The 20,293-nt window shown below is 71.6% G+C and carries 16 protein-coding genes, 1 tRNA gene and 1 pseudogene; 7 read left to right on the forward strand and 11 right to left on the reverse strand.

Features of this window, described 5'->3' with window-relative positions:
• The first annotated feature begins 170 nt into the window (after positions 1-170).
• Positions 171-2,408, forward strand: a complete 2,238-nt coding sequence (locus tag ACIG36_RS20135; protein ID WP_399929340.1) for a transglycosylase domain-containing protein — start codon at positions 171-173, stop codon at positions 2,406-2,408.
• 138 nt (positions 2,409-2,546) lie between these two features.
• Here the strand turns inward: ACIG36_RS20135 and ACIG36_RS20140 are convergent, their stop codons facing one another.
• Positions 2,547-3,011 carry a GatB/YqeY domain-containing protein gene (locus tag ACIG36_RS20140; RefSeq protein WP_399929341.1) on the reverse strand — a complete coding sequence of 155 codons (465 nt, stop codon included), beginning with the start codon at positions 3,009-3,011 and terminating at the stop codon, positions 2,547-2,549.
• 141 nt (positions 3,012-3,152) lie between these two features.
• On the opposite strand from ACIG36_RS20140, the gene ACIG36_RS20145 reads away from it, so the two are divergent.
• The 3 genes from ACIG36_RS20145 (at position 3,153) to ACIG36_RS20155 (ending at position 4,998) form a co-directional block, all read left to right on the forward strand.
• On the forward strand, positions 3,153-4,079 hold the full coding sequence (locus ACIG36_RS20145) for a metallophosphoesterase (protein WP_399929344.1): 927 nt from the start codon (positions 3,153-3,155) through the stop codon (positions 4,077-4,079).
• 42 nt (positions 4,080-4,121) lie between these two features.
• Positions 4,122-4,877, forward strand: a complete 756-nt coding sequence (locus tag ACIG36_RS20150) for a Pr6Pr family membrane protein (RefSeq protein ID WP_399929347.1) — start codon at positions 4,122-4,124, stop codon at positions 4,875-4,877.
• A 47-nt stretch (positions 4,878-4,924) separates the two neighbouring features.
• A tRNA-Pro gene (locus tag ACIG36_RS20155) sits at positions 4,925-4,998 on the forward strand.
• Between the two features lie 132 nt (positions 4,999-5,130).
• Here the strand turns inward: ACIG36_RS20155 and ACIG36_RS20160 are convergent.
• Positions 5,131-5,658 (reverse strand): annotated as a pseudogene (locus tag ACIG36_RS20160) (LacI family DNA-binding transcriptional regulator); the annotation flags it as partial.
• A gap of 485 nt (positions 5,659-6,143) precedes the next feature.
• Between ACIG36_RS20160 and ACIG36_RS20165 the strand changes: the two are divergent.
• Positions 6,144-7,847 carry a mycolysin gene (locus tag ACIG36_RS20165; protein WP_399929350.1) on the forward strand — a complete coding sequence of 568 codons (1,704 nt, stop codon included), beginning with the start codon at positions 6,144-6,146 and terminating at the stop codon, positions 7,845-7,847.
• A gap of 256 nt (positions 7,848-8,103) precedes the next feature.
• The gene (locus ACIG36_RS20170) at positions 8,104-9,966 is read left to right on the forward strand and encodes a prolyl oligopeptidase family serine peptidase (protein WP_399929352.1); all 1,863 of its coding nucleotides are present in this window, start codon (positions 8,104-8,106) and stop codon (positions 9,964-9,966) included.
• Here ACIG36_RS20170 and ACIG36_RS20175 read toward each other — a convergent pair.
• The 5 genes from ACIG36_RS20175 to ACIG36_RS20195 all read right to left on the reverse strand — a co-directional run bounded on the left by ACIG36_RS20175 (position 9,899) and on the right by ACIG36_RS20195 (position 15,551).
• Complete coding sequence (locus tag ACIG36_RS20175; protein ID WP_399929355.1) at positions 9,899-10,732, reverse strand: SURF1 family protein; 834 nt, start codon at positions 10,730-10,732, stop codon at positions 9,899-9,901. The genes ACIG36_RS20170 and ACIG36_RS20175 overlap by 68 nt on opposite strands.
• Positions 10,733-10,880: 148 nt before the next feature.
• Positions 10,881-12,140 carry a hypothetical protein gene (locus tag ACIG36_RS20180; protein ID WP_399929357.1) on the reverse strand — a complete coding sequence of 420 codons (1,260 nt, stop codon included), beginning with the start codon at positions 12,138-12,140 and terminating at the stop codon, positions 10,881-10,883.
• Complete coding sequence (locus tag ACIG36_RS20185) at positions 12,137-12,736, reverse strand: SigE family RNA polymerase sigma factor (RefSeq protein WP_399929360.1); 600 nt, start codon at positions 12,734-12,736, stop codon at positions 12,137-12,139. Before ACIG36_RS20185 ends, ACIG36_RS20180 begins: the two co-directional genes overlap by 4 nt.
• 419 nt (positions 12,737-13,155) lie before the next feature.
• Positions 13,156-14,283, reverse strand: coding sequence for an aspartate-semialdehyde dehydrogenase (locus ACIG36_RS20190; RefSeq protein WP_399929363.1), 1,128 nt, complete (start codon positions 14,281-14,283; stop codon positions 13,156-13,158).
• Positions 14,280-15,551, reverse strand: a complete 1,272-nt coding sequence (locus ACIG36_RS20195) for an aspartate kinase (protein ID WP_399929366.1) — start codon at positions 15,549-15,551, stop codon at positions 14,280-14,282. The genes ACIG36_RS20190 and ACIG36_RS20195 overlap by 4 nt, the downstream gene beginning before the upstream one ends.
• A 279-nt stretch (positions 15,552-15,830) precedes the next feature.
• On the opposite strand from ACIG36_RS20195, the gene ACIG36_RS20200 reads away from it, so the two are divergent.
• Complete coding sequence (locus ACIG36_RS20200; protein ID WP_399929369.1) at positions 15,831-16,085, forward strand: hypothetical protein; 255 nt, start codon at positions 15,831-15,833, stop codon at positions 16,083-16,085.
• A 49-nt stretch (positions 16,086-16,134) separates the two neighbouring features.
• On the opposite strand, the gene ACIG36_RS20205 is transcribed toward ACIG36_RS20200, so the two are convergent.
• The 4 genes from ACIG36_RS20205 to ACIG36_RS20220 all read right to left on the reverse strand — a co-directional run bounded on the left by ACIG36_RS20205 (position 16,135) and on the right by ACIG36_RS20220 (position 20,249).
• A complete protein-coding gene (locus ACIG36_RS20205; protein WP_399929372.1) occupies positions 16,135-16,800 on the reverse strand; it encodes a DUF5063 domain-containing protein in 666 nt (221 codons plus the stop codon).
• Entirely contained in the window at positions 16,793-17,392 is a 600-nt protein-coding gene (recR, locus tag ACIG36_RS20210; protein WP_399929375.1) for a recombination mediator RecR, read from the reverse strand. The genes ACIG36_RS20205 and recR overlap by 8 nt, the downstream gene beginning before the upstream one ends.
• Positions 17,393-17,478: 86 nt before the next feature.
• Entirely contained in the window at positions 17,479-17,823 is a 345-nt protein-coding gene (locus tag ACIG36_RS20215) for a YbaB/EbfC family nucleoid-associated protein (RefSeq protein WP_399929377.1), read from the reverse strand.
• 176 nt (positions 17,824-17,999) lie between these two features.
• The gene (locus tag ACIG36_RS20220) at positions 18,000-20,249 is read right to left on the reverse strand and encodes a DNA polymerase III subunit gamma and tau (RefSeq protein WP_399929380.1); all 2,250 of its coding nucleotides are present in this window, start codon (positions 20,247-20,249) and stop codon (positions 18,000-18,002) included.
• Positions 20,250-20,293: the final 44 nt, after the last annotated feature.

Raw genomic sequence — 20,293 nt, forward strand, 5'->3', positions numbered from 1 at the left:
GCCCGCGCCGCGACGACCAGTCAGTAACAGAGGCGGCAATACGGACACATCTCATCACTCACAAGAGTGATGACAGAGGTGATGCGGAAAGGCATCGCAGTGACTGGCGTGAAACAGCGTAGGCGAACACACCTGCGCCTGTCCGCCGAATGAGAACGTAGGCTTCGCCTATGGCAATAAAGCGCTCCGGCGGGGGTCCCACGGCGACCCGGCAGGCCGCGAAGTTCCTTGGCGTCAGCGTCCTCTCCGGAGTGGTCCTGGCAGGTCTCGCCCTGCCGGGCATCGGCGCGTTCGGCCTGGTGGCCAAGGGGACGGTCGAGGGGTTCGACGAGATCCCCGCCAACCTCAAGACACCGCCGCTCAGCCAGCGCACCGTCATCCTGGACTCCGAGGGCGGCGAGATCGCCAAGGTCTACTCCCGTGACCGTACGGTGGTCCCGCTGGACGGGATCTCGCCGTACATGCGGAAGGCGATCATCGCAATCGAGGACGCGCGCTTCTACGAGCACGGCGCGATCGACCTCAAGGGCGTGCTGCGCGCGCTCAACAAGAACGCCCAGTCCGGCAGCGTCTCCGAAGGCGCCTCCACCCTCACCCAGCAGTACGTCAAGAACGTCTTCGTGGAGGAGGCCGGCGACGACCCCGACAAGGTTGCCGTGGCCCAGCAGCAGACCCTCGGCCGCAAGGTCAAGGAGCTCAAGTACGCGATCCAGGTCGAGAAGGAGCTCGGCAAGGACCGCATCCTCAACAATTATCTGAACATCACCTTCTTCGGGCAGCAGGCCTACGGCGTCGAGGCCGCCTCCCAGCGCTACTTCAGCAAGCACGCCAAGGACCTCACCCTCGGCGAGTCCGCGCTGCTGGCCGGCATCGTCCAGTCGCCGAGCCGCTACAACCCGGTGCTGGCCCCCAAGGAGGCCACCAAGCGGCGCAACACCGTGCTGGCGCGCATGGCGGAACTGAAGAACATCACGCCCGCCGAGGCCGCCGCCGAGCAGGCCAAGCCGCTCAAGCTGAACGTCAGCCGGCCCAAGAGCGGCTGCATCACCGCCGTCGACGGCGCCGGCTTCTTCTGCGACTACGTGCGCGAGACCTTCCTCAACGACCCGGTCTTCGGCAAGACGAAGGAGGCCCGCGCCAAGCGCTGGAACGAGGGCGGCATGACGATCCGCACCACCCTCGACCCGCAGACGCAGAAGTCCGTCCAGAAGTCGATCACCGATCACGTCAACCAGGACGACAAGGTGGCCACCGCCATCTCGATCGTCCAGCCCGGCAGCGGCAAGGTCCTCGGCATGGGCCAGTCGCGCCCGTACGGCTTCGGCCAGTACCAGACGCAGATCAACCTCTCCGCCGACAAGGCCATGGGCGGCTCCAACTACGGCTTCCAGGTCGGCTCGACCTTCAAGCCGATCGTCGCCGCGGCGGCCCTCGAGGGCGGCATGTCGCCGTACAAGTCGTACTCCTCGCCGTTCCGGATGCCGTATCCGGAGGAGGTCGAGACGTGCGGCAAGCCGTGGAAGAACAGCATCGGCGAGACGGTCAACAACGAGAACCGCAGCGAGGTCGGCCCCTACGGGATGCGGGAGGCGCTGGCGAAGTCGGTCAACACCTACTTCGTCCAGATGGTCGGTGACATCGGCCTCTGCCCGGTGATCAAGATGGCCGAGAAGATGGGCGTGAAGCCCGCGGCGGGCGGCGAGCTCGACGAGAACCCCTCGCTCACCCTCGGCGGGTCCGCGGCCGGCATGTCCCCGCTCACCATGGCCGCCGCCTACGCCACCTTCGCCAACCGCGGCACCTACTGCACCCCGGTCCTCATCGAGGAGGCCACCGGCCCCAACGGCAAGAAGCTGCGCGTCCCGAAGGCGAAGTGCTCGCGGGCGATGTCCGAGCAGACCGCCGACACCGTCAACACCCTGCTGCAGGGCGTCGTCGAGGACGGCACCGGCAAGGAGGCCGGACTGAGCGGGCGCGACAGCGCCGGCAAGACCGGTACGACGGACGAGCGGCGGGCCGCCTGGTTCGTCGGCTACACCCCGAACCTGGCCGGCGCGGTCTGGGTCGGCGGCCCCGGCGACAAGGTCGAGATGGAGAACATCACCATCGGCGGCGTCTACCACGACAAGGTCTACGGCGCCGACACCCCCGGCCCCATCTGGCGCGACGCCATGGCGGGCGCCCTGGAGGGCCGGGACGCCCCGTCCTTCGACACCGTGCCGGTCCCCGGCGCCGACAAGGGCTCCGGCAACAAGGGCGACAAGAACGGGACGGGCCGGGGCCAGCGCAAGCCCGGCAAGCCCGCCGGCGGCAAGCCGGGAACCAACAAGCCCGGCAACACCAAGCCGGACCCGGCCCTGCCCGGCGGCATCACCATCCCGGGCATCACGGGCGGGAACGAGCAGTAGCGCGGTAGGAAAGAGCAGTAGCGCGGTAAGAAAAAGGGGCGCCCGGACCGAAATGGTCCGGGCGCCCCTTTCCTGTACGCGCCGTGGGCGCCGTCCGCACTTGCGTGCCCCGTACGCGCTTGCGCGCCGCGCGTGGGGTCAGCCCGCGAGCAGGGACTTGACCGCGGCGGCCACCCGGCCGCCCTCGGCCCGGCCCGCCACCTTCGGGTTCACGATCTTCATGACGGCGCCCATGGCCTTCGGCCCCTCGGCGCCGCCGGCCTTGGCCTCGGCCACCGCCTCCGCGACGATCGCGGTCAGCTCCTCGTCCGACAGCTGCTTCGGCAGGTACTCGGCCAGCACCTCGCCCTCGGCACGCTCGCGCTCCGCGGAGTCGGCCCGGCCGCCCTTGTCGAAGGCGTCCGCGGCCTCACGGCGCTTCTTCGCCTCGCGCGTGATCACCTTCAGCACCTCGTCGTCCGAGAGCTCACGGGCGGCCTTGCCGGCGGTCTCCTCGTAACCGATGGCGGAAAGGGTGAGGCGCAGGGTGGAGGAGCGCAGTTCGTCGCGCGCCTTGATGGCGGCCGTGAGGTCGTCCTGGAGCTTGGACTTCAGCGTGGTCATGCCGCAATCTTCGCATCCCGCCCCGGCGCGCGCCCGGCATTAACCACCCGCACGACCCGCGGCCACCCCGGGCGGCGGCAACTCCCTTGCACGCGGCGGCCCGTACCTTCGCACCCCCCGCGGTCTGCGACGATGGACACCATGCGTGCGCGATACGGAGTACCCCTGGGAATCACCGCGGTCGGCGCGGCGGGCCTCGCCTATGCCGCCGGCTTCGAAGTCCGTTCCTTCCGGCTGCGACGGGTCACCGTGCCCGTGCTGCCGCCGGGCATGCGGCCGCTGCGGGTGCTCCAGGTCTCCGACATCCATATGGTCGGCGGACAGCGCAAGAAGCAGCGCTGGCTGCAGTCGCTGGCCGGGCTGCGACCCGACTTCGTCATCAACACCGGCGACAACCTCTCCGACCCGGAGGGCGTACCCGAGACGCTGGACGCCCTCGGCCCGCTGATGCGCTTCCCCGGCGCCTACGTCTTCGGCTCCAACGACTACTACGGGCCCAAGCTGCGCAACCCCGCCCGCTACCTGATCGAGAAGGCCACCGGGCGGCACGGCCTGAACGGGAACGCACCCGTCGTCGGCGCGATCCACAACCCGTGGGAGGAGCTGCGCGACGGCTTCGACACCGCGGGCTGGATCAACCTCACCAACACGCGCGGCTCCCTCAAGATCGACGGGATCGAGATCGCCCTCACCGGCCTCGACGACCCGCACATCAAACGCGACCGCTACGCCCATGTGGCCGGCGGCCCCCGTCACGACGCCGACTTCTCCCTCGCCGTCGTGCACGCCCCCTACCTGCGGGTTCTCGACGCCTTCACGGCCGACCGCTACCCGCTGATCCTCGCCGGGCACACCCACGGCGGCCAGCTGTGCATCCCCTTCTACGGCGCGCTGGTCACCAACTGCGACATCGACGCCAAGCGGGTGAAGGGCCTGTCCACCCACCGCGCGGGCGGCCACCAGTCCTACCTCCACGTCTCGGCGGGCTGCGGCACCAACCGCTACACCCCCGTCCGCTTCGCCTGCCCGCCGGAGGCCACCCTCCTCACCCTGGTCGCCCGCGACTGACGGGGTGGGGGCGTTTCCGGAGCCCACCCGTACGGTGGGGGGATGCTCGACCCGACCTCCCCCACCACCCGGCCCGGCACGTCCGACTCGACGGGCGCGCCCGCGTCCGCCGCCCCGGAAGGCCGCCGCCCCTTCGCGGCGGCCTTCCGCGCGCTCGTGGCCCTGGCCGCGCTCACCGGCATCGTCCTGGACACGATCGACTCCGACGACCTGGGCAGGCTCTTCAGCTACTTCACGATCCAGTCCAACATCCTGGTGGCGGTCACCTTCGCCTTCTCCGCCCACCGCGCCTGGACCGCACGCCCCGCCCTGTCCCCGCGCTTCACGGGCGCGGCGCTGCTCTTCATCAGCATCACGGGGCTCGTCTTTCACTTCGTCCTGTCGAACGACGCCAGCGGCTTCTCCATGACCAGCGAGCGCACGCCGCTCGAATCGATCGCCAACCAGCTCCTGCACACCGTGACCCCGCTCGCGGCCGCCTTCGACTGGCTCGTGATCACCGCGCCCGGCGGTTTCCTCCTGCGCCACGCCGTGCAGTGGCTGGTCTACCCCCTCCTCTACCTCCCCTTCGCCCTGATCCGCGGCGCCCTCCTCGACCCCGGCACCGACGGCCGCTACCCGTACCCCTTCCTGGACGTCGACCTCCACGGCTACGCCGGCATCGCCACCAACGCCGTCGTCTTCGGCCTGGCCTTCTTCGGCCTGGCCCTGTCCCTGGTCCTCCTCGACCGAGTACGGCCCCACCTGCGCGGCCCCTGGAACCGGATTTCGTCTACGGGCAGCAGTCCGCTAAAGTAGACCTCGTTGCGCCGGAAGCCTGCGAAACGCGGGAACACGGGGCACATCGGGGTGTAGCGCAGCTTGGCAGCGCGCTTCGTTCGGGACGAAGAGGTCGTGGGTTCAAATCCCGCCACCCCGACAGCGGTAACACCAGCTCAGGGCCGGTCTTCCTTCATGGAAGACCGGCCCTGAGGCGTTTCTGGATCTTTCGAGTGCCCCGCTTGGAGTGGGATTGGAGTGGATCTTGAAAAGCGGAATCTCGGAGGGGCCGCTACAGGCGGGCCTTCAGCAGCGCGTCGAGCGCACGCACAGGTGACGTAGGACACATCGCCCGCCGTGCGTCCAGCGCAGCTTCCCAGACCTCGGTGAGCCCCTCCATCAGGCGCCGACGCATCCCGGGGCTGATGTGGTCGTACCGGGCCTGCACCGAACCGTCCAGGTGGCCGAGACGCCGGAGCCCGTGCGGGGTCAGCCCCCTCACGATCGGCACCCAGCACACCTCGGCCCGGTCGGAAGCGTTCCTCCCCCGCGCCGGCACCCCCGGCCACGGCTCAGCCAGCAGCGGCACCGGCCGCGCCTCCTGGGGAGCCTTCTTCGGGTACCGCCCCGTGGCAGCCGGCTGGAACAGCCACGTCGCGAAGCCGGACCTGCGCCAGTGAGCCGCGTGTTCCGCCGGCGCTCTGCCCCGCACGTAGCCAAGCTCGGCCAGAGCCGCCTCGACCCGGATCCGCGTTTCCTCCCTCACGGCTCCTGGCCCGTTCAGCACGTTCGACGCCGGAGACGTCGGCGCGGCGTGCCGCGTCAGCCAGCGACTCGGCCGCTCCGGCATCAAGCAGATGGTGCGGCTGGAGTCGGCGGTGATCGCCCCGTTCGGCGCGGTGCTCGGGGTCGGCGTGAGGCACCGACCCTGACTCGTCGGCGAGTTGTTCCTGGTCACAGCTGTGCCGCGCTGGCGATGCCGACCGCCGCCATCGCCCGCTGCGCCAATCATCGCCGACCGTGTCGCGCCTCTGACTCGCCGTCAACTCGCCGAGCACACTGACCGGATCGCCCGGCCGGTCATGCCCGGACGGGTGCGCGCGTCCCGGCCCACACCCTCCACATAGGCGATGACATGTCCAAGCCATACGTATATGGTTTCGCCCATCGTTACCCGCAGTAAATCTGTGGCCAACGATAGTTCGTCGCAGCACCAGCACCCCTGGGCCCAGCGCCCTCAACCCCCCTCACAGCTCTGCCGGTGTGCACCGAAGTCGGTCGTGCGCGCCGCAGAAAGGCATGACCATGTCCCGAATACCCCTCCGGAGACCCGCGGTTCTGGCCGCGCTGGCAGGTATCGGCGCCTGTCTGGCGACCTTCGCCGCGCCCTCCGCGTCCGCGGGCACGTCGGCTCAGGCCGGCACCTGCACGATCCGCTCCGCGGACAAGAAGTCCGAGACCCCGCTCGGCTGTCTCGGCGTCACCGCATCTCTCGACCGTCTGCCTGCCGCCGGCGAGCAGGCCACCCTCACCGTGGACGTCACGGCGCAGACCGCCGTCAAGCGCGCCGGACTGTCCGTACAACTGCCGCCCGCGCTCCAGATGGCAGGCAAGGGCTCCGGTCTTGCCGCGCCCACGACGGACGCCTTCGGCCAGCGCACCAGCCGGACGCTCACCCTCACCCCCGGCACCCGCACCATCAAGCTCAAGGTCCAGGCCGTCGCCACCGGACCCGCCCAGATCCAGGCCGACATCAGCGACATCGACAGCCCCGACCCGCGCCGCGCCGGGCACGACTCGGTGGAGCTCACCATCGGCAGGAGCAAGGGGTCCTCCACCAAGGGCATCTCGGTCACCAAGGCCGGCACGACCCCGGCCACCAGCCCAGCGCCCGGCATCCGGCCTGCGCGCCCGGCCGCCCCCAAGGCCCCGGCCCCGGCCGCCTCCGGCCCGGCTTCCCCACACACCACCGCGCCGGGCGTCGCCTCCGCCCAGATCTGCGTCAGCGGCACCTACCGCAACCGCTTCCAGTCCGCCGAGGGCGGCAGCTGGAACGGCAAAGCCAACCGGGACGAGCCGGTCAGCAACGCCAACATCACCCTGTGGGGCAAGCCGACCGCCAACAGCGGTACACAGAAGCTCGCCACGGGGATGACCGGCAACGGCGACGGCAGGTTCAACCTCTGCTACACCCCGAGCACCTCCGTCACCTCCAAGCTCTGGGTGGAGTTCCAGACGCAGGCCGGTGCGATGTGGTCGGTGGTCGACGGCAGCGGTCGCTTCTACTCCACCGCCACGTACTCGCAGGACAACGTCTCGCGCAGCATCAGCTTGGGCAATGTGTACGCCAACAGTGGCCAGAGCCGTGCCTGGCACGCGCTCGACACCCTCAACAAGCTGTGGTGGAACCGCGGTTCGACGAGCTCTTGCTGGTCCAGCAACCAGAGCGGCGGCCGCTGCACCCCCATCACCGTGCAGTGGTACCCCGGCTCCACCGACGGCACGTACTGGACCACCAACGAGGACAAGATCCACCTCGCGGACAACGACCCCGACTCCGAGCACACCACGGTCCACGAGGCCGGGCACGCCCTCATGGGCAAGCTCTACAACGGGTGGTGGCCGAACGTGACCAACTGCTCGCCCCACTACGTCAACCGCGCTTCCTCCACCAGCTGCGGATGGACCGAGGGCTTCGCCAACGCGGTGTCGTTCCACACGTTCAACGACACCACCTACTACTGGGGCAACGGCAACTCCATGAACCTCGCCAATGACCGCACCACCACCGGCATCGACCGGGGCGACGCCTGCGAGGCCCGCGTCGCCACCGCACTGCTCGACCTGTGGTCCCAGGTCGACGGCGGCTGGACCAGGAGCAACACCATGATGTCCAAAACCTGGCAGTCCAGCTTCCGCGAGTACTTCCTCACCGACCGGCCCGATTACGGCCTGGACAGCGGCGCCAAGGCCCGGAACATCCTCTACAACCACACCATCCAGTACTGACCCTCCCGTCATCTGCCGTATGGAACGGGCCGGCCGACGACCGGCCCGTTCCGGCTACCCGCCTGCGCCACGGCCGCGCGCAGGGCCGGCAGTGGGGCTCCTGAAGGGGGGCCAGGTCACGCAACGCCGCTCCCCGACTCGTTGCCATGCCGGCCGTCACCCCGAAGGGTGACCGGGATATGCACAACCGGCCGGTAATCCACAGGCCGAGGCGCTCTCCGCCAGGGTGTCCGTCTTCCGGCGCAGAATGGGGGGCATGACTGAGAGCAACGGGCTCCTGCGGGGAGATACGGGCGTGCCGGCAGGGCGCTCCACCACGGCGATGCCGGACTGGGAGAAGCGCTTCCGTGCGCCACGAGTGGGACTGCCGAAGTGGGCCAAGGACGCGCCGGACCGGTCGCTGTTCACCTCGAACGCGACAGGGACCTTCGAGCTGTACGCCTGGGACCGCACCACCGGCAAACAGCGGCAGGTCACGAACCGGCCGAACGGAACGACGGGCGGGGCGCTCTCACCGGACGGCGAATGGATCTGGTGGTTCTCCGACACCGACGGCGACGAGTTCGGCGTCTGGGTCCGGCAGCCGTTCCACGGCGGCGAGGACCTGCCCGCGACACCGGGGCTGGAACCCTCGTACCCCGACGGGCTGGCGCTCGGCCGCGACGGCACGGCGGTGGTCGGCCGGTCCACGGACAAGGGCGGCTCCACCCTCCACGTCGTACGCCCCGGGCACGAGCCCGTGGAGATCTACCGGCACCAGCAGTCGGCGGGAGTGGGTGACCTCTCCCACGACGGCTCGCTGATCGCGATCGAGCACACCGAGCACGGCGACGCCATGCACTCCGCGATCCGGGTCGTGCGCACGGACGGCACCGTCGTCGGCGAGCTGGACGACACCCGGGGCGGAACGGAGGAGCTCGGCCTGGCGGTGATGGGCTTCGCACCTGTCGACGGCGACTCCCGGCTGCTCATAGGGCACCAGCGGCGCGGCCGCTGGGAGCCGATGCTGTGGAACCCGGTGACCGGTGAGGAGACCGCGCTCGCCATCGCCCTGCCCGGCGACCTCGACGCGGACTGGTTCCCGGACGGCGGCGCGCTGCTGATCGGCCACAGCTACCAGGCACGCAGCGAGCTGTGGCGGTACGAGCTGGACGGCGGCGGGCTGACCCGCCTCGACACGCCTCAGGGCACGGTGTCCGGGTCGCTGCCCCGCCCCGACGGGACGGTGGAGTTCCTCTGGTCGTCCGCCGCTGAACCGCCGGTGGTGCGGTCTACTGCCGGGCATGTCGTCCTGACCCCGCCCGCGGTGCCCTACGGGGTGACGCAGGCACCCGCGTCGGTGCCGGTGACCGACATATGGGTGGAGGGACCGGGCGGCAAGGTGCACGCGCTGGTGCAGAAGCCCGCGGGCGAAGGGCCGTTCCCGACGGTCTTCGACGTCCACGGCGGCCCGACCTGGCACGACAGCGACAGCTTCGCCGCCGGGCCGGCGGCCTGGGTGGACCACGGGTTCGCGGTCGTCCGGGTCAATTACCGAGGCTCCACCGGCTACGGGCGGGCCTGGACGGACGCGCTCAAGCACCGGGTGGGGCTGATCGAGCTGGAGGACATCGCGGCGGTGCGCGAGTGGGCCGTGGCCTCCGGGCTCGCCGACCCGGCGCGCCTGGTGCTGGCCGGCGGCTCATGGGGCGGCTATCTGACCCTGCTGGGTCTGGGCACCCAGCCCGAGGCGTGGGCCGTGGGTCTGGCCTCGGTGCCGGTCGCGGACTACGTCACGGCGTATCACGACGAGATGGAGGCGCTGAAGGCCCTGGACCGCACGCTGCTGGGCGGCACCCCGGAGGAGGTGCCGGAGCGCTTCGCCGCCTCGTCACCGCTGACGTACGTCGACCAGGTGCGGGCCCCGGTCTACATCTCCGCCGGGATGAACGACCCGCGTTGCCCGATACGCCAGGTGGAGAACTATGTGGAGCGGCTGGAGCGGCGCGGCCACACGCATGAGGTGTACCGGTACGACGCGGGGCACGGCTCCCTGGTGGTGGAGGAGCGGATCAAGCAGCTCCGGCAGGAGATCGCTTTCGCTGAGCGTCATCTGGGCCGTCCGGGCCCTCGGGGGTGATGCCGAGCGCCACGTCCCGGGCGGCCTCGGCCTCGCGACGGAAGAGCCGGAACCACATGAACAGGACGAAGCCCGCGAAGACGAACCACTCGCCGGTGTAGCCCAGGTTCTGGAAGGCCTTGAGGTCCAGGCCGCTGTTGGGAGGCGCGGCCGGGGGCACGGCGGTCAGCGGGCCGGTCGCCTTGGACACCGTGATCCACGCGTCGTACACCTCGAACGGCACGAGGTTGACCAGCGAGGCGGCGCTGATCACGCCGAGCTGGCCGGCCGGCAGGCCACCGGACGTCCGGACGCCCTTGGAGGAGGCGCTCTCCGAGGACTGCAGGGCTCCAGTCACGGTGATCTCGCCGGACGGTGGTGCGGGGATCCCGGCGGTGTCGGCCTTGGAGCCGGCGTCGCCGGGCAGCCAGCCGCGGACGACGGGCAGCGCCTTGCCTCCGTCGGTGCGCAGCAGGCTGAGGACGTAGAAGCCGTCGCGGTCGTCGAGACTCCGGTCGGGTACGAGCAGTTGGTGCTCGGTGTCGTAGCGGCCCGTGGCGGTGGCCTGGCGGCCGGTGGTCTTGGTGGTCACCGGGAGCAGGTCCCGCAGCGGCGTGGCATCCGCTGCCCTGGCCTCGTCGGCCTGGGTCTGCTGATCGCGGTGCGAGTCGACGCGCGTCTCGAAGCGGCCGAGCTGCCAGCTGCCCATGAACAGGCACACAGGGATGACCAGCACGGCGAACACGTTGATCCCCCACCACCGGGGAGTCAGCAGGAACCGATACACACCACCACGGTACGGGCACGGTGACGAACACCGTGCCCCGGGGCCGGGTGTGAGGCACGGCGGGTGGCGGCGGGGTGCGGGTGGGGTGGGCAGGGGGCGGGGAGGGGTGGGGGCGGGGCCCCCGGGGGGGCGGGGGGGGGAAGCCCCCCTAGGCAGTCGGTGCCGTAGACAGCGGCCCCGTGCGGTACACCGTCCCCGCGCACGCGTCCGGGATCGTGGCGTCGGCCGCCTTGGGTTCGCCCGAGTCCGGGGTGTGGCTCAGGGTGACGCTCGCCGGGGGCGGCTGGGGGGCGGTGTTCTCCTGGGCCGCCTGGGGCTTCGCCTCGGTCGTGGTGTCGGTCGTGCCGGGGGCCGCGGAGGGTGTGGGCTGCGGGCCGGTGGTGGGTTTGGTGGGCCTGGCGCAGCCGCTGGGGCCACCGTCGGCGGCCGGGATCCAGGCGAACTGGATCTCGTAGGCCTGGCCGGGCTGGAGGATCACTTGGCTGGGTTCGGTGGACGGGTCGGGCAGTCCGACAGCCGCGTCACCCGGTGTGTGGTCCACGACGGACACCCTGGAGCTCTCGGCTCCGCCCTGTGCGTGGGCGGCGACCTCGCCGGCGCCGGTCACCGCGCAGACGGTGCCGGAGACGTTGACGACCCGGAAGGCGCCGTAGACGCGGCCCTCCTTGTCGGCGGCGCCGACGGTGCCCACGCCCTTGCCGAGCTGGACGCGGTCGCAGGTGGGCGAGGACGCGGCCAGTGTGGGCGCGGAGGCGGGCGGTGTGCCGCCGGTCGAGCCCGTGGGGCCGGTGGTGCTGCCGTCCTTCCTGCCTCGCTCGTCCTTCCCCTGGTCCTTGTCCTTGCGTGCGTCCGGTCCGGCGGTGCCGCCGCGGGTGCTGCCGTTCTCGCCGCCTGCGTCACGCGGTCCGCCGGCGTTCTGGTCGTGGGTGCGCTGGCGGCTGCTGGCCGCGTTGGTGGAGCGCTCGTCGGCGGTGGTGTCGGCGGTGGCGACGTGGATCAGCAGAGGCAGGGCCGTGGCCCCGAGGATCACGGCCGCCGCGGCGCCCACGACGGCCTGACGCCTGCGGGTACGCCGGGCGGGCACGGCTCGGCGCAGGTGGTCCAGCGCGTCCGCGGAGGGCTCGAGGTCGCCGACGGCGCCGTGCAGCAGTCGCCGCAGCGCCTGCTCGTCGAGGGCTCCGTCGCCGTCGCCGTCCGGCATCCGCGAGGGGCCCTGCCCGAACACTCCGACCTCGCCGAACCGGTCGTCGTGACCATCTCGGCTGTTCTCCCCGAACCGGTCATCGTGACCGTCCCGGCTGTCCTGCCCGAACGCTCCGTCCTCGCCGAACCGCTCGCCGTGACCGTCCCGGCCTTTCCGGCCGTCCCGGCCATTCCGTCCGAACCGGTCGCCGTTGTGGTGGCTCATACCGGCGCCTCCATGGCGATCCGGAGCGCCGCGATCCCCCGCGAGCCGTACGCCTTCACCGAGCCCAGGGACAGGCCCAGGGTCTCGGCGACCTGGGCCTCGGTCATGTCGGCGAAGTAGCGGAGGACGAGGACCTCACGCTGGCGGCGCTGCAGTCCACGCATCGCTTTGATCAATTGGTCGCGCTCCAGCTGTTCGTACGCCCCTTCTTCCGCGCTCGCCATGTCGGGCATCGGCTTGGACAGCAGCTTGAGCCCGAGGATGCGGCGGCGGAGCGCGGAGCGGGACAGGTTGACCACGGTCTGCCGCAGGTAGGCGAGGGTCTTTTCGGGGTCACGGACCCGGCCGCGCGCGGAGTGCACGCGGATGAATGCTTCCTGCACCACGTCCTCGCAGGACGCGGTGTCGTCGAGAAGCAGGGCGGCGAGGCCGAGCAGGGACCGGTAGTGGGCCCGGTAGGTCTCGGTGAGGTGGTCGACGGTGGTGCCCGCTGCCATCGCCTCGTCAGCGTCCCCGCGCTGCGGCGGCGTCTGCGAGGGGAGCTGGGGCGGTATCTGTGCGGGGCGGGCGGCCGACCAGGGGGCTATCACCGGCATACCGCCCGGCGAGCCGGTACGCGGGCGTGCCGGGGCGCTGCCGCGCCTCGGGACGGTTGCGATGCTGATGACCTCTGCCACGCCTGTTGGACACGCTTCCCCCCGTCAGGGTTGTACGCGCGGGGCATGACGTGGGTCGGGGCGCCCGGTGTGATGCCCGAGTGGGCGTCCGGCGAGGCGTCCGGCGACACGTCCGCTGACACGTTCTTCGGCAACGCGCCACATGCCCTCATGCGTACCAACTCTTCCTCAATGCCCCTTTTTTGGTACCGCCGCGAGAGACGGCAACGAAGACGCTCCCCGCCTCAGCCGCGGTTGCGGTGGGCGGGGAGCGAATCGTCGAACAGTTCGTCTGCCCAGTTCAAGAGGTCCGTACCAATAAGTTGATCACAGCCGGATGGCAGATGATCACAGGACCTTCACACTTCTCCCAAGTATTGCGGAGCTGTCAGCTCCGCCGCCACGGATTCGGCGATCTGAGCGCTGTTCAGGGCCGCGCCCTTGCGTAGATTGTCGACACAGACGAAGAGTTCGAGCGCCCTGGGGTCGTCCAGCGAGCGCCGCACCCGCCCCACCCACGCCGGGTCGGTGCCCACCGCGTCGGCGGGCGTGGGGAACTCGCCGTGCGCCGGGCTGTCGCACAGCACCACCCCCGGCGCGTTCGCCAGGATCTCGTGGGCCCGCTCGACCGTCACCTCGTTCTCGAACCGCGCGTGCACGCTCACCGAGTGCGTCGTGACGACGGGTACGCGCACACAGGTGGCGTTCACCCGCAGGTCCGGCAGCCCCAGGATCTTGCGCGACTCGTCCCGCAGCCCGAGCTCCTCCGAGGACCACCCGCCGACCGCCGGCGAACCGGTCCACGGCACCACGTTCAGCGCCACCGGCGCCGGGAACGGGCCCGTGCCGTCGCCGACCGCGCGTCGTACGTCACCGGGCTGCGTGCCCAGTTCCGTGCCCACGACGGCCGCGAGCTGCGCGCGCAGCGCGCCGACGCCCCTGCGGCCCTCGGCCGACACCGCCTGGTAGGTCGAGAGCACCAGCTCGCTCAGCCCGAACTCGGCGTGCAGCGCGGCCACCGCGACGATCACCGACAGCGTCGTGCAGTGCGGGGTGGCGATGATCCCGCGCGGGCGCACCCGCGCCGCGGGCGCGTTCACCTCGGGCACCACCAGCGGAACGTCCGGGTCCATCCGGAACGCGGCGGAGGTGTCCACGACCACCGCGCCCTTGGCGGCGGCGATCGGCGCCCAGCGCGCGGCGATGTCGTCCGGCACGTCGAAGACCGCGACGTCGACGCCGTCGAACGACTCCTCGGTCAGCGCGACGACCTCGGTCTCCTCGCCCCGCACGGCCAGCCGCCGTCCCGCCGAGCGCGCGGACGCGACGAGACGGATCTCGCCCCAGATGTCCGCGTGCTGCGACAGGATCTCCAGCATCACCGCGCCCGCGGCGCCGGTGGCGCCGACGACGGCGAGGGTGGGCCCGGCGGTACGGGCGTCCGGTTCCGGACGGGCTCCCGTACCGCCGAGGCCCGCGGCCGTCATCGGCCGGTGCCTCCGTACACGACCGCTTCGTCGCTCTCGGTGTCCAGGCCGAAGGCCGTGTGGACGGCCCGGACGGACTCGTTGACGTCGTCGGCGCGGGTGACGACCGAGATGCGGATCTCGGAGGTCGAGATCAGCTCGATGTTCACGCCGGCGTTGGACAGCGCCTCGAAGAACGTCGCGGTGACGCCCGGGTTGGTCTTCATGCCCGCGCCGACCAGCGAGATCTTCGCGATCTGGTCGTCGTAGCGCAGCGAGTCGAAGCCCACGCCGGCCTTGGTCCGCTCCAGCGCCTCGATCGCCTTGTGGCCCTCGGTCTTGGGGAGGGTGAAGGAGATGTCGGTCAGACCGGTCGTCGCGGCGGACACGTTCTGGACGACCATGTCGATGTTGATCTCGGCGTCCGCGATCGCGCGGAAGATGGCCGCGGCCTCGCCCGGCTTGTCCGGTACGCCGACGACCGTGACCTTCGCCTCGGAGGTGTCGTGCGCGACGCCCGAGATGATCGCCTGCTCCATCGGCTGGTCCCCTTGCGGTTCGTTGCTGACCCAGGTGCCGCGCAGCCCGGAGAAGGACGAGCGGACGTGGATCGGGATGTTGTAACGGCGGGCGTACTCCACGCAGCGGTGGAGCAGCACCTTGGAGCCGGAGCTCGCCAGCTCCAGCATGTCCTCGAACGAGATCCAGTCGATCTTGCGGGCCTTCTTCACCACCCGCGGGTCGGCGGTGAAGACGCCGTCGACGTCGGTGTAGATCTCGCAGACCTCGGCGTCCAGCGCGGCCGCCAGCGCGACGGCGGTGGTGTCGCTGCCGCCCCGGCCCAGGGTGGTGATGTCCTTCTTGTCCTGGGACACGCCCTGGAAGCCGGCCACGATCGCGATGTTGCCCGCCTCGACGGACTGCTGGATGCGGCCCGGCGTGACATCGATGATGCGCGCCTTGTTGTGGACCGAGTCGGTGATGACTCCGGCCTGGCTGCCGGTGAACGACTGCGCCTCGTGACCGAGGTTTTTGATCGCCATCGCCAGCAGCGCCATGGAGATCCGCTCTCCGGCGGTCAGCAGCATGTCGAACTCACGCCCGGCAGGGATCGGCGAAACCTGCGCGGCGAGATCGATCAACTCGTCCGTCGTGTCGCCCATCGCGGAAACCACGACGACCACCTGGTGGCCGTTCTTCTTGGCTTCCACGACTCGCTTGGCGACCCGCTTGATGCCCTCGGCATCGGCAACGGAGGAGCCTCCGTACTTCTGCACGACAAGGCCCACGTGCGCTCCTCGCAGCTATACGTAATGCGGTCGGCTCAGTCTAACGAGGGACAGGAATCGGCCATGCCGGTATCACATGGTGAGACCGGCGGGCCTGCGGCGCGCTGCGGGTCCCGCCGGCGTGCCGGAGACTGGTCCTGCCGGGTCGCGCTCGTACCGGCGGTCGTACCGGCGTGCGCTCCCGGTCGCGCATCCGCACGCTCCCTCCGGTCCTCTCCGGTCGGAGGCCCGGCGGGAACGCTGACAGCAACAGCAGGGGGGCGGCTCGCGGGAGGCGACGTGTTCGATCGCAAGGCTGAGGCGGACATGCGGCTGTACTCGGAGAAGAAGGCCGCGGAACTCGCGCGCAAGCGCCGCGAGGAGGCCGCGAAGGCCGGAGAGACGGCCGAGGAGAGCGAGGAGAGCTCCGCCGAGGGCGCGGCGGACGCGGCCGACGCGACGGGCGAGACAGGCGCGACGGGCGCAACGGGCGCGAAGGACGCCGGGGAGCACTCCCGGGAGTCCTCCCGGGAGGACTCCCGCAAGGAGCGCTAGGGCGTGTCCGAGCCGCGCGCCGCCGGCCCGCCGCGGGGCCGGCCGCGGCTCAGGGCCCCAGGCTCCTGGTCCTGAGCCCCAGCGGGCCGGCGATCTCCGCCGCCATGACCCGTCCCGCCTCCTCGGCCAGCTGCTCGTCGGCCACCGCGTCCGTGTCCAGGCCGTCGAGCTCGTCCAGCGGCTGGTCGAGCCGGACGTGGGCGACGAGCGACTGCAGGGCGCGCAGGCAGGCCGAGGCGGTGGGGCCCCAGTTGGAGAGGTAGGAGAACTGCCACCACCACAGGGCCTCGCTGACGCGGCCGTCGCGGTAGTGGGCCATGCCGTGCCGCAGGTCGGTGATGATGTCGGCGAGGTCGTCGGAGATGCGGGAGGCGACGGGCGCGCTGCGGGGCACGTAGGGGTCGAAGACCTCGGAGTAGACGTCCACCGGGTCGAGCATCGCCGCGAACCGCTCGCGCAGCTCGTCGACGTCCGGCTCGGGGCCGACGTCCGGCTCGTAGCGCTCGTCCGGCACGAAGTCCTCGTGCGCGCCCAGCCGGCCCCCGGTGAGGAGGAGCTGGGAGACCTCCAGCAGCAGGAAGGGCACCGCGCTGTCGGGCTCGTCGCCGCGTGACACCTCGGCGACCGCCACGATGAAGCTCTCGATCGAGTCCGCGATCGATACGACGAACTCGTCGGGATCGCGCTTGGAGTCGTGCAGCGTTGCGTCAGACATCGAGAAGTCTTCTCCCTTCGAAGGCACGCCCCAGCGTGACCTCGTCGGCATATTCAAGATCCCCACCCACGGGCAGACCACTGGCCAGACGTGTGACCTTCATCCCCATGGGCTTCACCATGCGCGCGAGGTACGTGGCCGTGGCCTCGCCCTCGAGGTTGGGGTCGGTGGCCAGGATCAGCTCGGTGACCGTGCCGTCCGCGAGCCGCGCCAGCAGCTCGCGGATGCGCAGGTCGTCCGGGCCGACGCCTTCGATGGGGCTGATCGCCCCGCCGAGTACGTGGTAACGGCCGCGGAACTCTCGCGTCCGCTCGATGGCGACGACGTCCTTGGGCTCCTCCACCACACAGATGACGGAGGGGTCGCGGCGCGGGTCCTGGCAGACCCGGCACCGCTCCTCCTGCGCCACATTGCCGCAGACGGCGCAGAACCGGACCTTCTCCTTGACCTCGGTCAGCGCGTGCGCGAGCCGACGGACGTCGGCCGGCTCGGCCTGGAGGATGTGGAAGGCGATCCGCTGGGCGCTCTTGGGCCCGACACCGGGCAGCCTGCCCAGCTCGTCGATCAGGTCCTGGACCACGCCTTCATACACGGATCGGGTTCTCCTTCTGCGATGGTCGGTACGGCTTCTGCGATCGCCGGACCGGTTGCGTGCGTGACCGGTCGCCTACGTACCGGTCAGAACGGCAGGCCGGGGATGCCGCTGCCGCCGCCCAGGCCCTGGGCGAGCGGGCCGAGCTTCTGCTCCTGCATCTGCTGGGCACTGGCGTTGGCGTCGCGCACGGCGGCGAGCACCAGGTCGGCGAGGGTCTCGGTGTCCTCGGGATCGACCGCCTTGGGGTCGATGACCAGGCCCTGGAGCTCGCCGGCGCCGCTGACCGTGGCCTTCACCAGGCCGCCGCCCGCCGAGCCCTCGACGAGCGTGCGCGCCAGCTCCTCCTGGGCCCGCGCGAGGTCCTGCTGCATCTTCTGGGCCTGCTGAAGCAGCTGCTGCATGTTGGGCTGGCCACCACCGGGGATCACGGTTTCGCTCCTGGCTGTCGACAACGAATTGCTTCGGTAGCCCGAGCCTACGTGCTCGCCGCGCGGCGCGCCCTACGCCGCAGGAAGGAGACGGGAGGGAGAGGGGGAGCGCCCGGAAGCACCGGAGCTCCGGCCCTTCCGCCCTCTCCCCCGGGCTCCCCGCGCTCCCTCGCGCGTCATTCGTTGGCGATCTCCTCGATGACGGTCGCGCCCAGCTCGCGCACGATCAGGTCGTGCCCGGTCAGGGCGGTGTCGTCGAGGTCGGGGTCGTCCTCGGCGGGCACGTCGTCCTCGATGGAGACGGGCGGCGGCTCCGGCTCCCGGTACTGCTGGGCGGGGGCGGCGGGGGGCGCGGGCGGGCCCGCGGGGGACTGCTGGGGCTCCAGGGCGGGGGCGGGGGCGGGCGCGGCCGCAGGTACCGGCTGGGGGGCGGCGGGCGCGGGCGCGGGGGTGTGGGCCGGTGCGGGGGCGGCGGGCGGCTGGGGGCGGGCGTAGGCGGGGCCGCCGCCGAAGCCGCCGCCGGACGGGGCCTGGCCCGCGCCGCCGGACGGGTCGACCAGCAGCTCGGTCTTCCACTGCAGGCCGAGGTCGCCCAGGGCCTGGCGCAGGACGTCCTCGCTGCCGCTGTTGGCGAAGCTGTCGCGCGCTCCGGCGTTGGAGAAGCCCACCTGGAGGGTGGTGCCGTCGAGGCCGGCGACCTGGGCGTTCTGGCTCAGCAGGATCCAGGTGAAGCGGCGGCGGTTCTTGACCGCCTCCAGGATGTTCGGCCACAGCTGCCGGGCCTGGCCGGCGTCGCCGTGGGCCTGGGGGACGCCGGCTGCCGGGGCGTGGCCGGCGGGTGCGTAGGACGCGGCGGCCGGTGCGGGCGTGGCCGCGGCGGGTGCCGCCGGCGCCTGCGGGGGCGTGGCGGCGGTGGGCCAGGCGCCCGCCTTCGGCGCGGCGGCGGCCGCCGGGGAGCCGGGGGTGGCCGCGGTCGGCCACGCGCCGACGGCCGGGGCGGGAGCGGCGGGCGGGCCGGCGGGGGCGTGCGCGGCCGCGGGCTGGGGCTGTACGGGCTGGGGCTGTACGGGCTGGGGGGCCGGCGCGGCCGGGGCCGGGGCCGGCGGGGCCACGGGGGCGGGGGCCGCCGGGGCCGGGGCACCGGCGACCGCCGCGCGGGCGGCGGCGGGGCCGGCGGGGCCGGCGGCCGGGGCCGCGACGGGAGCGTGGCCCTGCGGGCCCGGTACGTACCCGGCGGCGGGCACACCGGCGGGCGGCCCGGCGGCGAAGCCGCCGCGCTCGAGGCGGTCGAGGCGGGCGCGCAGGGAACGTTCGTCGTCGAAGGCGGCGGGCAGCAGCACCCGGGCGCAGATCAGCTCCAGCTGCAGGCGCGGCGAGGTGGCGCCGCGCATCTCGGTCAGGCCCTCGTTGACCAGGTCGGCGGCCCGGCTGAGCTCTCCGGCGCCGAAGACGGAGGCCTGGGCCTGCATGCGCTCCACGACGTCGGCGGGGGCGTCGATGAGGCCCTTCTCGGCGGCGTCCGGGACGGCGGCGAGGATCACCAGGTCCCGCAGGCGCTCGAGCAGGTCGGCCACGAACCGGCGGGGGTCGTTGCCACCCTCGATGACGCGGTCGACGACCTCGAAGGCCGCGCCGCCGTCACCGGCCGCGAACGCGTCGACGACGGCGTCGAGGAGCGAGCCGTCGGTGTAGCCGAGGAGGGACGTCGCCATGGCGTACGTCACACCGCTCTCGGTGGCGCCGGCGAGCAGCTGATCCATGACGGACATCGAGTCACGCACGGAACCGGCGCCGGCGCGCACGACGAGCGGCAGCACGCCGTCCTCGACAGGGATGGCCTCGCGCTCGCACACCTCGCCCAGGTAGTCACGCAGGGTGCCCGGCGGCACCAGCCGGAACGGGTAGTGGTGGGTGCGCGAGCGGATGGTCCCGATGACCTTCTCGGGCTCGGTGGTGGCGAAGATGAACTTCAGGTGCTCCGGGGGCTCCTCGACCACCTTCAGCAGGGCGTTGAAGCCCGCCGAGGTGACCATGTGCGCCTCGTCGATGATGTAGATCTTGTAGCGGCTGGAGGCGGGCCCGAAGAAGGCCTTCTCGCGCAGCTCACGGGCGTCGTCGACGCCACCGTGCGAGGCGGCGTCGATCTCGATGACGTCGATGGACCCGCGTCCGTTGCGCGCGAGGTCGACGCAGGACTGGCAGGTGCCGCACGGGGTGGGTGTGGGGCCCTGCTCGCAGTTCAGGCAGCGCGCGAGGATGCGCGCGCTGGTCGTCTTTCCGCAGCCGCGCGGCCCGCTGAACAGGTACGCGTGGTTGACCCTGTTGTTGCGCAGCGCCTGCTGCAACGGGGTGGTGACATGCTCCTGCCCGATGACCTCGGCGAAGGACTCGGGGCGGTAGCGGCGGTAGAGCGCGAGGGACGACACACCTACGACGATATCGGGCCCCACTGACAAGTGGCCTCGCTCAC

This window comes from Streptomyces sp. NPDC053048, from assembly GCF_044547045.1.
Lineage (GTDB): Bacteria > Actinomycetota > Actinomycetes > Streptomycetales > Streptomycetaceae > Streptomyces.